The organism is Myroides sp. LoEW2-1 (assembly GCF_009767705.1).
Classification (GTDB): Bacteria; Bacteroidota; Bacteroidia; order Flavobacteriales; family Flavobacteriaceae; genus Flavobacterium; species Flavobacterium album_A.
The window spans coordinates 1-13,610 of the sequence record NZ_WSPP01000239.1 but is presented as its reverse complement, the minus strand read 5'-3'; the positions used below and the strand labels follow the sequence as shown (position 1 = coordinate 13,610).

Sequence of the window (13,610 nt, the reverse complement as noted above, 5' to 3'; positions counted from 1 at the left end):
TTAGTATACCTATAAAAAAACCGAACAATATTGTTCGGTTTTTTTATAGGTATACTTTACTTCAATTCTACTGTATAGCCGAGTACACTCGGGTCCTTTATGATATCCCCCATCTTAATCTCTTTAGTAAAACTTTTACCGTCCTTGCTAATTTTAGCATCATCATAGGATACTGATTTAATCTTTTTGTCAAAGCTAACCACCATTACATAAGTGAACATTTGTTCCATCCCTTCCATCGTCGGTTTCTCCCCTTCCTTATTACTTGGCTTTACCTTTCTCTCAAATACATTATTTTTAAACTCGTAATAAGTTTTATCGCTTATAACAGAGTTTACACTTAAACTCTCTTTAGCTGCTTTATCATTTTTTCCTGTCAATTTACCTATCTGTTCTAATCCTTTCAAAGCATTATTCAACTCTGTTACGTCTTTTGAATCTATCTTAAAAGAAATATCTCCTATACTGTCGTTTACAGTAAACTGCATACGTAGATTCTCTAAATTCGCAAATATATCTGGATGAGCAGCCTTTAAACTATCTTTCTTAAATGCTGCGTTATCTTCCTTAGCTAAAATAATATCCAAATACTGATCTATTGTAAGCTCCTGTCCATTAAAAAAATCAATTGCATTATCAATATCTTTTCCCATGCTTTTACTTGCACCTGGAGAGACCTTCAAAAGCTCAGAAAAGTTTATATTAAAAGCATAATCTACTTTTCCTTTTTTACTCACATGTATTTCCTCTTTCATTACACATGATTGAAACGTTGTTAGCAAAATGCCTAACAATAATAAAGAAATCTTTCTCATTTTTTTATTTTTTAGATACACAAAGGTAACCTTTTAAAACACTGAAAAAAGATGAATATAAAAAATAGCTACAGATCCTATTGTCTGATTGCCGTATTTAATAAAGTATACATGATTAAACTCCAACTAATTTAAATGTTTCATAGAGAAATAAGATAATACCACTCATACAGCACTATCATTATTATGAATCTTAATATTCAATGAATATTTTTTATTAACAAAAGGAAACTTGCTAATAAAAGAAAATTTACAACAGTATAATTTACAATACCTAAATGTATTAAAACCATAATGGTTAGGCAGTCTTTAATAAATAAAAAATCCTCAAAAGCTTATGCTTTTGAAGATTTTCTATAATACTAATTCCACTAAGTTATAAAGTCTACAACTACTTAAAAAAGTATAGGTATATAGGTCTTTTTAATTAATTTTCTTAATTCCTTTATTTATAATAAGACTTGGATAAAGATCAACTCCCGTACCTTTTTTTACAAAATTCAGAGTAATAGCTGCCGTTCTAGAGCGATACTCTTCAATACTTATATCTACACCAGTTGCCGGTTTCGAATTCTTGATATCATAGTAAAAAACATAAGGTGCATCTCCTGCAAATCCTTCTTCTGGAACAAAGCTAACTTCCCCACTATCTTTGTCATAAGTAAATGTTCCAACACCAGGTTCATTTAACTCATAAGGGTTAGGTGTCAAGACAACTTGCTTTGTCACTGGATCCATCTTTTTAAATCTAAATGAAGATTTATCTAAATACAATACTGACTTGATAGGTGGATTCAAAACAGAATAGACATTGCTATTATACCCAAACGCAGAATACAATGGTTTAAAAACATTTTGAATATCAGGAAGAACTCCATGATAGGTCATATCATTTGCTACAGGTGAAAAAGGTAGACTCAAAGCAATATTTCGAATATGTGCACGAATAGAAGCTGCTCCAGTAGAACCTGTAAAGGCCATTTTTAAACTTTGAGGAACAAGGATGTCAAGACTTCTACGTTCTGAATTTTTATCAGTTACTTGCTCTATATAATCAATCTTACCTGCCTTAGGAATAAAATAGTTTTTAACAACCGTTGATTTAAAATCTCCATGAAGTACATCAACCGAAATGAAAAAACCATTCTCACTGTTAACATCATCAATACCTGGAACTAATGAAATAACAATTTTTCGATATCCTACATCTCCAATACTAACATTTGCTTTTCCACTTCTAATATCAAAACGCTGTCCTTCAAAACCTCGTGATTTTATCTCAACAGCCCCCGTAGTTCTATTTAAAAAATAATTCTTATTCTCTACAGTATTAATAGCAAAAAGAGCTGGATATCCATCATACTGAGAAGTCGGACTATAAGGTCCTCTCAACACAACGTAATTACCTTTAGCATCGTCAGTCATAAGACCATTTCTAATCTCATCCTTGTTTTTCATTATGTTTTTATAATTCCCATATAAATCCAATCCCAAACCAAGAAAACCTTTAGAAAAACCTAATTTTGAATTCGAACTGGTAAGGTGTTTACGAGGGGCATACCCTAAAGCTCCCCCTTTGGCTCCCATAGTTGGATTGGCCTCTGATCCGTCATATAATACCATGGCGATACCATCACCATATCTCGGTTGAGCAGAACCAGAATCCAAACCAAATTCAAATTCCAATATAAAACCTTTTTCTGTAGTAAATTCTAAATTATCTAAAGCTACACCAGCATATTGTTCATAATTATCTATCAACTTGATTCCATCCTTAGTAAACGTTATCAATCCAGGTGAAGGTTTGTCTTTAGTACTCTCACCTAATATTTTAAAACCTTCTGAGGTCTGCCCTGTATTAAAATAAGGAAATTTATTTTTCTGCCCAAAAGCTAATTGACTTACCACTAATAACATTATACAATAAAATAACTTACTGTATTTATATAATTTCTTCATGTTCATAATTAAATTGAATTACCATTTACCATTAAAACCTCGTTGCAATTCACTCCAAACGTCAATCTTACTGTTCCGGTATTAGATCTAAACTGTTCACTTCCTAAATTAGTACCATCAGACAACACTTTCTCTTTATTTCGTATCGTAAAAAAAACCTGATCAGAAACAGGCATGGCAACACCTTTTTTAGGTGTAAAAATAGCTTTCTTTGTTGCTGGATTGTACTCATAAGTACCATAGTTAGTAGTTGCAATATAAGGCTGGGCTGTATCTTCATACAAACCATTCACTAATGTTCTAAACTGAAAACTATAAGCATCTAAAAAATCTGAACTTCCTAAATCATGCATATCACCTTCCCCTTGATATTTATTGTTGTCAAACCCAACACTATTAGCCAAAATATCAATTTCTGTAGGTACATCTTTGCAAATATCAGTTAAAAACAAATCTCTAATTGAAGGTGAAAAAGGCATGTACAAACTCAAATTTCTAACAATATGTTTTTGGTTATAACCACCAGTAGATGCAACAAAACCGATCTTAAAAGTATTAGGTGCTTTTAAATCTAAAACCTCTTCAATATCTTTATTTTGTGCAGTAGCCTCTATATATTTAATTGAAGCCTCATCTGGTAAAAAATAATCCTTAATCACACGACTTTTGCTAGACCCATGTAGCACATCAACTGAAAGATAAAATCCCTTAAGAGTATTTTTTTCACCTGGCAACATTGATATTTCTACTCTACGATAAGACGGATGTCCATAAGTAGCGGCAATATCATCTTCATTACTCTTTTTATTCTCTCTTAAACTAAAATTAAAAGGTGTCTCCTGTGGAGCAGGCACTGCAATATATTTACCAGAACTAAAGTCAAGTTGAGTACGAGATTCAAAATCTTCTGTACTTTGAGTAATTAGCACAGGATATCCTTTACTACCGTTACCTTGCCCTCTAATGGTAACGTGACTCTTAGCTTCAGCACCTTTATTATCTTTAGGATTAGTAAGTGTACTATTTGCAGCTCCATTTTTGATTCCATTCCTATATTCATCTTTCTCTGCACGACGAAATTTAAAAGCTCCCCATAAGTCAACACCGACAGCTAAAAATCCCTTGCTCAATCCCCCACTACTTGAGGTCTTATAAGAATACCCTAATCCAGAACCATCAGATCCCATCTGAGGAGATGTAACCAATCCATCAAATAAAACTAATGCCAAACCATCCGCAAAACCACTCCCTCCTGTCATTAAATAATCAAACTCAATAATAAACCCACGATTAACTGTAAAAGCTAAGTCATTCAAATAAAAGCCTCTTGTAGTACTACCTGTCGCCGGGGTTAAAGTAGCACCATTTTTATCAAAAGTTACTGAAGCTTTACTATTAAATTGCGCAAACTCATTACCACTAGTCAATGTACTCTGATATGGAAACTGAGCCAATAACTTAGTTTGACAAAATAAGAACAATGTCAAACTAATTATAAGTATAAAACTCTTCCTCATATCCTATTTTTTAACAATAATAATATTCAAATAAGAAGCTGCTGTCAGCTTTCCAACATTAGCTTTATAAATTAAATAATGTTTGCCATTAGCATCAGGACTTTCTATTCGAATAGCACTAAAAGCTGTTTTATCAAAACCTATTATCTCAAATTCTACCTCATCAGCACCCCACAAATCAATTCCCCCTCCAATATGACCATTATTACCGATTTGTTTTACATACTCATCATATAAAGAGATCTTCTGTTCCGTAGCATCGTACATCTTAATAGGAAATGGAGGCATATATATCCATTGTCTAGTAGGAGCAGCATTTAATCCATCCCACTTCTCACCGTTCCAAATCTTTAGACCTGGTGATATTGTACTTGCTCCACCACCTACGTGATACACTTGCAATCCTATGTGTTCTTTTCTATTCTCAGGAGTCTCCGTCTTAACCATAGGGGTTAACTTCTTAATATCTGTCAACATCACTCTTGGCAGCATAAAACCTTTGCTTCCAGTAACATTATCTGCATCTGCCGATTTAGACTTCAAATCTAACAATGCACCTTCTGCTGGTAACGTACCGCCACCAAGTACAACCTGCCCGTAAGACACCCCAATATTAGTTCCTACTAATATTCCCATTAACAATAACAATCTTCTCATTTCTTAATTTTTTTCTTTTTTTTTACAATAAAACACAATTACGCAACACTATGCGAAATCAAAAAACAAAATTAAGAATAAAAACAATTTATTTAACAATAAAAACACACAACAAAACCTAAATATGAAAACATAAATCACATTACACGATTTAATACTAATTTAATTACAAAAAACACTTTTTATTTTATATTCTTTAACAAAAAACAATATAATACAATACATTTACTAATCGTAAAAACATCGTGCACAGATAATTACCTAAAAACACAATCTTTTCCTTGCACAATTCAAATATTTTACTGAATCTTTGCAACGAAATAAAGTTTAACCATTAAAAACGAAGAACAATGTTTGTACTAAATTATACTTCTACATCATTCGCATCAGCAGGGATTGCTGGGGTGTGTCTTCGTGCTACTTTTATCTAAAATATCTAAATTTTACATATAATAGAAAAGCCCGAAGATTGATTCGGGCTTTTTTTTGTTTATTCCGGACCCTTAACGAGATTAACCCCGAATTGACTGATAGATGCTAAAGATCTTCAGTAAAAATCAAATCAGTCCTATTTACATGGACTGAGCATTTAGTCAATTTAAATTTTACATCATGGGAAGGAAACTTTCTGGGAGAGACTTTATTAAAATAGGGTTTCCTCAAAATAACACCATAAACATCGCCTTAGGGCAAGTAAATAGATATAAGAAAAAAGAGAATAAAAACAGCATACTTGAAGAAGCTAAACTTGTACTACAGAATCCTGAATCTTTTATGGGAGATGGTATCTGGGGAAAAGTAGCAGAGAGTATGATCAAACAAGTAGAAGTCAAAAAACATCAACTCAATACCAATAGAGCTCCGTTCTCTATTTATGGGGAAGATGCTATTGACGAACAGACGAAGTATCAACTGTTCACTGCTTTAAAACTACCTGTAGCAGTACAGGGAGCACTAATGCCTGACGCACACTATGGATATGGTTTACCTATAGGCGGGGTATTAGCTACTGATAACGCAGTTATCCCTTATGGAGTTGGAGTAGATATAGGCTGTCGCATGAGTATGTCAGTCTTTAATTTACCTGCTAATTTCCTAAAAGGTAAAGACCATCAGTTACTAAACATTTTGTCAGAACACACTAAATTCGGTATGTATGACACACATAAAGTAAAAGCTGATCACGAGGTATTCAGTAGAGATGAATTTAAGAATATCCCCTTTGTCAAAGGTTTATTAGACAAAGCTTATAAACAATTGGGAACATCAGGTGGTGGTAATCACTTTGTAGAGTTTGGCATCGTCAGATTGACAGAGACTAAACCTGAGTGGAAACTCGAGCCTGGAGAATATATTGCAGTTCTTTCACATAGCGGATCAAGAGGATTAGGGGCAAATATCGCCAAGCACTATACCTATCTTGCGACTAAACAATGTCCTCTACCAAGCAATGCTCAGCATTTAGCTTGGTTAGACCTCAACACACATGATGGACAAGAGTATTGGTTAGCCATGAATCTTGCAGGAGATTACGCAAAAGCTTGCCACGATGATATACACCGTCGCATTGCTAAAGCATTAGGTAAGCAGATAGCTTTCACTATAGAAAACCATCATAACTTCGCTTGGAAAGAAGTGATTAACAACAAAGAATTAATTGTTCACCGCAAAGGAGCAACTCCTGCTGCAGAAGGACAATTGGGAATAATACCTGGATCTATGACTATTAATGGCTATATAGTCGAAGGTCTGGGAAATGCAGAGAGCCTAAATTCTGCCTCTCATGGAGCAGGACGCCTACACTCACGCGCGGCATGTAAACAAAAGTTTACCAAGAGTGAGATTAAAAAAGAACTTAGTTCTACTGGCGTACAGCTTATAGGAGGTAGTGTAGATGAAGCCCCAATGGCTTATAAAGACATCAATGCAGTAATGCAAGCTCAAAGCGAATTAGTAAAAGTATTGGGAAGCTTTACCCCAAAATTTGTAAGAATGGATAAGTAATTATGGCAAAAGTTATTCAGATTACATCAGGTAGAGGTCCTCAAGAGTGTGATTTTGCCGTTAAAAAGATCACACAGCTTTTTATAGACGCCGCTGTTGAGTCCAATATTAAAACAAGGCGAATTGAAAGTGAAATAGATAGTTATGACTCATCTAATTTCATTGAATTAGAAGGATCCACTACTGTAGTGGATTCATTCTTAGCAAATTGGTTGGGTACTATACAGTGGATTTGTACAAGTCCCTTTAGACCTAATCACAAAAGAAAGAATTGGTATATAGGTATTTTTGAAAACAATCAAATAAGCGATATTCCTATCGCAGATAGTGATATTCAATACCAAGCTGTACGCAGCTCTGGAGCCGGTGGACAACATGTCAACAAAGTTAGCTCAGCTGTCCGAGCTACGCATATTCCTACTGGTATTACAATACTGGTTATGGATAGTAGATCACAGCACCAAAATAAGAAATTAGCTACTGAAAGAATCATTGCTAAACTTCAAAATATGGCATTAAAAGAAGTCAAGTTACATGAAAAAAATACGTGGCTAAACCAAACAAAAGTTGAAAGAGGTAATCCGATTAAAACATTTGTAGGTATAAAATTCGATCTTAAATAAACAAAGCGGGAGTAGTTAAATAACTACTCCCGCTTTTTATAATTCCCGTGAATCAACCTACACAATTTCAGCACTTAAACCTGCATCTAACAATTGTAAACATTGATTCTTTAATTTGTCAAACTCTCCCGTTTTTACGGTACATTTTCCTTTGTAGTGTACCAACATTGCACATTGTTCTGCTTGTATATCAGAATGGTTACAAACTCGAATTAATGTCTCAATTACGTGATCAAATGTATTAACATCATCATTGTGAAGAACAAGTTCACTTGTTCCATTAATCAATTCTGCTACGTCTACACTTTCTTGAATCTTTTCTTTTGTACTCATAGTCAATGAATCTAATAATAACTATTTTTATTCTTTTACGAACTTCAAAGATACCCAATTATTTCTTTCTAATTGATTTTCAAATCTTAATCCGTTCATTTCTGCTGATTTTTTTATTGCATTGATATCTTCTGTATAAAAGCCACTGAAATAAATTTCCCCATTTTGTACCAAACACGCCACATATTTCTCCATATCATTCAACAAAATATTTCGATTAATATTAGCTAAGATAACATCGTAAATAGGCTCTTTTGATAAAATACTTGCATCACCTTCATATACTGTAACATTCTTACAATTGTTTCTCGCTGCATTTTCAATTGAGTTTTCATAACACCAGTTATCAATATCTACAGCATCTACAGTAGCAGCACCTCGCATTGAAGCTAAAATAGCCAAAATAGATGTACCACATCCCATATCTAAAACTCGTTTGTTCTCAATGTCATTATTCAGAATTTGGCGAATCATCATAAACGTTGTTTCATGATGTCCTGTACCGAAACTCATCTTTGGCTCTATTACTATATCAAATCTCGAACCATTTTTCTCATGAAATGGAGCTCTTACATAACAAATCCCATCAACATCGATTGGTTCAAAGTTTTTTTCCCATTCCTCATTCCAATTTACTTGAGCAATTTCTTCTTTTGTATAGGTAATAGTAAACTGATCTGACTCCAATATATATACACCTTCTAAGATATCTTCAGTCCATAAACTTTTTTGTACATAGGCACTAACACCCAATTCTGTTTCTTCAAAACTCTCAAAAGCTCTTTCTCCTAACTCTGCAATCAATATCTCAGTCCCTAACTCTTTAGGTTCTACTTTGAAATGATAACCAATATATACCATATTCTTCTATTTTTTTTTAAAACTTAACCATTTCATAACATTAACTTTACACTGAGGAAACATTAGGAAATAATTTTTTGCAAAACTAATGCTAATTTTGCAATTCACAACACATTTTAATTCTATGAAAAAAATTTACACCATTATCGTTTTGTTATTTTCCATGACACTTTTCGCTCAAGAAGAAAAGAAAATCGAAACTAATAATGACATGAAATTAGCTCAGTTACCCTATTACAACTTTGGTAAAGGACTGGGTATGACTTCAGCGGATAGTTTATTTCAATTAAACATTCGCTTTAGAATGCAAAATCGTTTGACTGCAATAAGCAATCAAGATGAAAGTACTAAATATGAAGGTGAAATAAGAAGACTGCGTTTGCGCTTTGACGGATACGTTGGTAATCCAAAATTCCTTTATGTTATCCAATTGTCTTTTACACCAAAAGATATGGGAACACAAAAAGATGGACAATCACCTAATATTATTCGAGATGCAGCTTTAACTTATCGCCCTAACTCAAATTGGAACTTTATTTTTGGTCAAACAAAATTACCAGGAAACAGACAGAGAACCAATTCTTCTGGAGCTTTACAATTAACAGATCGATCAATTAACAATGCTAAATTCAATATCGATCGTGATTTTGGTATCCAAGCTTACTATTTACAAGAAAAAGGGGACAACTTCGGATATAACGTAAAAACTGCGGTAAGTACAGGTAGAGGGAGAAACTGGAGTGGCTCAGAGAGCGATAGCTATGCCTTAACTGGACGTGTAGAACTATTCCCATTTGGTAGTTTCAAAAATAATGGAGCTTTCTTTGAAGGAGATTTAGCAAGAGAAACTTCTCCTAAATTAATGGTTGCTGGTACTTTCTCTTACAATAATAATGCAGAAAGAACACAAGGGCAAACGGGAGATAACCTATATGAAGCTCGTTCTTTCAGAGCAATTATGGGAGATGCAATCCTGAAGTACAATGGTTGGGCTGCGATGTTATCTTATATGAGTAGAAATCTAAGTGACCCTATCACTTATTTACAGCAAGATGCGGGAGAACCTCTTACGAGATCTGTATATGCAGGACACGGTTTAGATTATCAATTGAGTTACGTTTTCCCAAGCAACTACGAGCTAATTGGTAGAGTTTCTACACAAACAATGCACGATGATCTATACAAACAGTTAAATATGCCAAATACAACCGAATTCACTTTGGGTGCGACTAAATATTTATGGGAACACGCATTTAAAATCCAAGCTGAGTTAACGTATGATAAATTGACATTTAACCAAGGAAGTTCTAAAAACAATTGGTATTTTAGATTACAATTTGAAATAGGTATTTAATAATACCTATTTTTCACCATAATTAACTAAATAGAAATAAATAAATTAACCATTCTTTATAAAACATTTCACTTATTTATATAAATCACTCATCTAACGAATGACTATCTTTGTTTATATGATTAAGGTTATTGAGAATGAAAAACTTATTAATGACTATCCCCTTACTATTTAGTTTACTAATTGGAGGATGTGCAAAGAGAAACAATAGTAGTATTCTAAGTAAAGATGGAGTAATACTGAATACAACCGAAACTGCTGAAGACAGGGAGTATCGCATTATTTCTGATGACCAAATCGACAGACTTAATACTATTATAAAAAAGAAAAGACTATCTTCTGAAGAGCAAATTATGCAAGAATATGCTCCTGAAGATAAACATGCAGAAGGTAACTATTTGTACGTATTAAAGCGAACAACTGATAATCCAGAGAAAATTACAGTGACCTTGTTGGAAGACTGTATTATGGATGATTCCATGAAAGCCCGAAAAGTAGTAATGGATATGAGAGTTCAAAATGATCAGTACTATGTAATCAAAATCAAAGAAAGTTACCAATGCTGGAAAGATAGAGGTCACGAAGAATGGAATGCGGGTCTATGCCTCTAACATACACATCAGTTCATAATTTTTTATCATTATAAAGCAAAAACGCCTATTGAGTATTTCAATAGGCGTTTTATTTTATTATTCAGACTTTGCAACTTCGTCTTCTTTTCTTGCTATATTCATATTCGGGAACTTAGCCTGAATTGATTTTAAAGCAAACTCGTTAATTTCTGTCATTGCCTCTGGAGAAGGTAATTTTAAAGTATCTGCATTGTGCTTTAAAACTTCTTCTAATAATATTTGCGTTCTCAATAATTGAAAGTTTAAATCAATTATCTCTCCTGCCACATCAATGTCTCCTAATGTCATATCTTATCTATTTTCTAATTATACATTCCTTATAGGTCTGAACTCAAAAATAGCAAACTATTTTTATTAACAAACACTTTTATACAATTATTCTTTATAAAAATAATTCAGTGGCTGCCTAAGGTTATATCTTGACGACATTACTTCTCCATAAGCCCCAGCTGAACGTATAGCAATCAAGTCACCTCTCTTTAATTTTGGCAAATTAACCTCCTTGCCAAAACAATCGCTACTTTCACAAATAGGTCCTACTACATCATATCTTTCAACCTCAACTTTATCACTCTCCAAGTCAGTTTCTTCACTCCAATACTCTATTTTATGAAAGGCTTGGTACAAAGCGGGTCTCAGTAACTCTGTCATTCCTGCATCCAATATGGCAAAGTTCTTCTTTAATCCATTCTTTATATACAATACACGACTTACCAGACTTCCACAATTAGCCACAATCGACCTTCCAAGCTCAAAGTGAACTTCTTGTCCCTGCTTAAGCTCTAATAATTGGTGAAACAAGTAGAAGAAATTTGAAAAATTCACAATTGATTCTTCATCTGGCTCCATATAGTTAATTCCTAAACCACCTCCCAAATTTAGAATAGGTAGCGTATACCCTTTATCGTAAAAATATTGATTCCACTCATTTACTTTTACACACAAACGCTTAAACACATTCAAGTCTGTTATCTGTGAACCGACGTGAAAATGCAATCCTATTAACTTTAAATGCGCATTATTTTGTATCAGGGTTAAACAGGTTTCTAACTCATGAGTCATAATCCCAAATTTATTCTCATCTAATCCAGTTGTAATATAATGATGTGTCTTTGCATCTACATTGGGATTAATTCTCAAGGCGATATTCGCAACTGTATCTAAAGATTGCGCTATTTCTCCTATTACTTCAATTTCCTGAACTGATTCCACATTGAAAGCTAAAATATTATTCTTTAAGGCAATCTCAATCTCTCTATCTGTTTTACCTACTCCTGCAAAAACAATTTCACTTGATTGAAATCCCTGTGCTATAGCAACTTCAATTTCTGTACCGCTGACACAGTCTGCACCTAAACCAAGGCTGCTAATTTCACTTAAAATACGCGGGTTGTTATTTGCTTTAATAGCATAATGTACTTTATAACCATAGCGATCTGCTGCACTCTTTACAACGTCTACTGTTTCTCTTAATAGAGGTAAATCGTAATAATATAAAGGCGTCGGTATATTCTTTAATTCTTCTTTTACTTGCTGCATAATGCTTACTTCTTATGTATTAAAACAATCTATTGTGTAGCGATCTTAGCGCCTCTATCTTTTGATTTGATGGAACGAGAATAGAAATATTATGTTCACTTCCTCCATACGAAATCATGCGAATTGGAATATGCTTTACTGCTTCTGAAACAATTGTTGCATAGCCGTGCTTATTCCTCTTAAAATCACCAACAATACAAACAATGGTTTGATCGTGATCTACTTCTACTTGCCCAAAATGAGTTAAATCTTCTATAATTGCATTTAAGTGGGTAGTATCATCTATTGTTAAAGATACCGCTACTTCTGAAGTTGTAATCATATCAATAGGTGTTTTATACCTCTCAAATACTTCAAACACCCTTCTAAGGAAACCATAAGCTAATAACATTCGAGAAGAATTAATGCGTATTGCTGTAATTCCATCTTTAGCTGCAATGGCAACAATTTGATCGCCATTTTGAATTTGTTCAGAAATCAGCGTACCCGAAGCAGTCAAGTCCATTGTATCTAATAAACGTACAGGTACATTAAAACGCTTAGCTGGGAAAACACTCTGTGGGTGCAGAATCTTTGCTCCAAAGTAAGCTAATTCGGCAGCTTCATCAAAACTCAAATGAGCAATGGGCTTAGTATTTTGAACATAGCGGGGATCGTTATTGTGAAATCCATCAATATCCGTCCATATTTGAACTTCTTCCACTTGTAATACAGCTCCAATCAATGATGCCGTATAGTCTGATCCGCCTCGACGGAGATTGTCAATTTCGCCAAAGGCATTGCGACAGATATAACCTTGCGTGATAAACAAACTATCCTCTGGGTGTTTCTCTAAAACTCTACTTAAATTCTCTTTGATATACGCTAAGTTAGGCTCGTGTTCTTCATCGATTCGCATAAAATCTAACGCTCTTAGTAAGACTGAACTAACCCCTTGTTCTTTTAAGTAAAAGTGAAATAGAGTGGTTGAAATCAATTCTCCCTGAGCTAAAACAATTCGCTCTTCAATTGTCGTAAACAAATCATTCCCTAACTCTGCTAACAATTTAAAATGGTGATCGATGACTTCGTTAGCCACCCGCAGACCATCTGCCGTTTTAAAAAGGTCTTTTATGAAAGTTTTGTATGTATTGTAAAGAGTATTTATTAAATCTTGTGCTTTATCCTTATCGCCCTTTAGGTATTCACATGCTATTTCTACTAAACTATTTGTAGTGCCTGATACAGCAGACAAAACCACCAAGTGTTTATCACTTGCTTGTGACTGAATAATGGGAAGCAACTGCTCCATTCTTTCTGGACTTCCAACTGAAGTC

Annotated in this window: 13 protein-coding genes; 4 read left to right on the top strand and 9 right to left on the bottom strand. The window is 33.9% G+C overall.

What is annotated here, in order from left to right; all coding sequences use genetic code 11:
* Window positions 1-56: 56 nt before the first annotated feature.
* From GOQ24_RS12810 to GOQ24_RS12795, 4 genes are all read right to left on the bottom strand, one after another.
* The gene (locus GOQ24_RS12810) at window positions 57-815 is read right to left on the bottom strand and encodes a hypothetical protein (RefSeq protein ID WP_155092145.1); all 759 of its coding nucleotides are present in this window, start codon (window positions 813-815) and stop codon (window positions 57-59) included.
* Between the two features lie 423 nt (window positions 816-1,238).
* Window positions 1,239-2,774, bottom strand: a complete 1,536-nt coding sequence (locus GOQ24_RS12805) for a lectin-like domain-containing protein (RefSeq protein ID WP_243731275.1) — start codon at window positions 2,772-2,774, stop codon at window positions 1,239-1,241.
* 8 nt (window positions 2,775-2,782) lie between these two features.
* Window positions 2,783-4,291: a hypothetical protein gene (locus GOQ24_RS12800; RefSeq protein WP_160339857.1), complete on the bottom strand. Its 1,509-nt coding sequence runs from the start codon at window positions 4,289-4,291 to the stop codon at window positions 2,783-2,785.
* 3 nt (window positions 4,292-4,294) lie between these two features.
* Window positions 4,295-4,948, bottom strand: a complete 654-nt coding sequence (locus GOQ24_RS12795) for a hypothetical protein (protein ID WP_160339856.1) — start codon at window positions 4,946-4,948, stop codon at window positions 4,295-4,297.
* Between the two features lie 612 nt (window positions 4,949-5,560).
* Between GOQ24_RS12795 and GOQ24_RS12790 the strand changes: the two genes are divergently transcribed.
* Both GOQ24_RS12790 and prfH read left to right on the top strand, forming a co-directional pair.
* The gene (locus GOQ24_RS12790; protein ID WP_160339855.1) at window positions 5,561-6,952 is read left to right on the top strand and encodes an RtcB family protein; all 1,392 of its coding nucleotides are present in this window, start codon (window positions 5,561-5,563) and stop codon (window positions 6,950-6,952) included.
* A gap of 2 nt (window positions 6,953-6,954) precedes the next feature.
* Window positions 6,955-7,575 carry a peptide chain release factor H gene (gene prfH, locus GOQ24_RS12785; protein ID WP_160339854.1) on the top strand — a complete coding sequence of 207 codons (621 nt, stop codon included), beginning with the start codon at window positions 6,955-6,957 and terminating at the stop codon, window positions 7,573-7,575.
* A gap of 57 nt (window positions 7,576-7,632) precedes the next feature.
* Here prfH and GOQ24_RS12780 read toward each other — a convergent pair whose 3' ends face one another.
* Both GOQ24_RS12780 and prmA read right to left on the bottom strand, forming a co-directional pair.
* Window positions 7,633-7,908 (bottom strand): ATP-dependent Clp protease adaptor ClpS, encoded by a 276-nt coding sequence (locus GOQ24_RS12780; RefSeq protein ID WP_155092949.1) that lies wholly within the window; start codon window positions 7,906-7,908, stop codon window positions 7,633-7,635.
* 27 nt (window positions 7,909-7,935) lie between these two features.
* On the bottom strand, window positions 7,936-8,769 hold the full coding sequence (gene prmA, locus GOQ24_RS12775) for a 50S ribosomal protein L11 methyltransferase (protein ID WP_155092950.1): 834 nt from the start codon (window positions 8,767-8,769) through the stop codon (window positions 7,936-7,938).
* A gap of 124 nt (window positions 8,770-8,893) precedes the next feature.
* Here prmA and GOQ24_RS12770 point away from each other — a divergent pair, with 124 nt between their 5' ends.
* A complete protein-coding gene (locus tag GOQ24_RS12770) occupies window positions 8,894-10,123 on the top strand; it encodes a porin (protein ID WP_155092951.1) in 1,230 nt (409 codons plus the stop codon).
* Window positions 10,124-10,260: 137 nt separating this feature from the next.
* Window positions 10,261-10,734: a hypothetical protein gene (locus GOQ24_RS12765; protein ID WP_155092952.1), complete on the top strand. Its 474-nt coding sequence runs from the start codon at window positions 10,261-10,263 to the stop codon at window positions 10,732-10,734.
* Window positions 10,735-10,812: 78 nt separating this feature from the next.
* Here the strand turns inward: GOQ24_RS12765 and GOQ24_RS12760 are convergent, their stop codons facing one another.
* The 3 genes from GOQ24_RS12760 to GOQ24_RS12750 all read right to left on the bottom strand — a co-directional run.
* Complete coding sequence (locus GOQ24_RS12760; RefSeq protein WP_155092953.1) at window positions 10,813-11,043, bottom strand: hypothetical protein; 231 nt, start codon at window positions 11,041-11,043, stop codon at window positions 10,813-10,815.
* A gap of 87 nt (window positions 11,044-11,130) precedes the next feature.
* Window positions 11,131-12,294, bottom strand: a complete 1,164-nt coding sequence (gene lysA / locus GOQ24_RS12755; RefSeq protein WP_155092954.1) for a diaminopimelate decarboxylase — start codon at window positions 12,292-12,294, stop codon at window positions 11,131-11,133.
* 19 nt (window positions 12,295-12,313) lie between these two features.
* A partial coding sequence (locus tag GOQ24_RS12750) for an aspartate kinase (RefSeq protein WP_160339853.1) occupies window positions 12,314-13,610 on the bottom strand: 1,297 nt, incomplete at its 5' end.

Bases quoted from the DNA above. Each gene is read 5' to 3' on its own strand.
- GOQ24_RS12810 (WP_155092145.1), bottom strand. From the start codon at position 815: ATGAGAAAGATTTCTTTATTATTGTTAGGCATTTTGCTAACAACGTTT.
- GOQ24_RS12805 (WP_243731275.1), bottom strand. From the start codon at position 2,774: ATGAAGAAATTATATAAATACAGTAAGTTATTTTATTGTATAATGTTA.
- GOQ24_RS12800 (WP_160339857.1), bottom strand. From the start codon at position 4,291: ATGAGGAAGAGTTTTATACTTATAATTAGTTTGACATTGTTCTTATTT.
- GOQ24_RS12795 (WP_160339856.1), bottom strand. From the start codon at position 4,948: ATGAGAAGATTGTTATTGTTAATGGGAATATTAGTAGGAACTAATATT.
- GOQ24_RS12790 (WP_160339855.1), top strand. From the start codon at position 5,561: ATGGGAAGGAAACTTTCTGGGAGAGACTTTATTAAAATAGGGTTTCCT.
- prfH (WP_160339854.1), top strand. From the start codon at position 6,955: ATGGCAAAAGTTATTCAGATTACATCAGGTAGAGGTCCTCAAGAGTGT.
- GOQ24_RS12780 (WP_155092949.1), bottom strand. From the start codon at position 7,908: ATGAGTACAAAAGAAAAGATTCAAGAAAGTGTAGACGTAGCAGAATTG.
- prmA (WP_155092950.1), bottom strand. From the start codon at position 8,769: ATGGTATATATTGGTTATCATTTCAAAGTAGAACCTAAAGAGTTAGGG.
- GOQ24_RS12770 (WP_155092951.1), top strand. From the start codon at position 8,894: ATGAAAAAAATTTACACCATTATCGTTTTGTTATTTTCCATGACACTT.
- GOQ24_RS12765 (WP_155092952.1), top strand. From the start codon at position 10,261: ATGAAAAACTTATTAATGACTATCCCCTTACTATTTAGTTTACTAATT.
- GOQ24_RS12760 (WP_155092953.1), bottom strand. From the start codon at position 11,043: ATGACATTAGGAGACATTGATGTGGCAGGAGAGATAATTGATTTAAAC.
- lysA (WP_155092954.1), bottom strand. From the start codon at position 12,294: ATGCAGCAAGTAAAAGAAGAATTAAAGAATATACCGACGCCTTTATAT.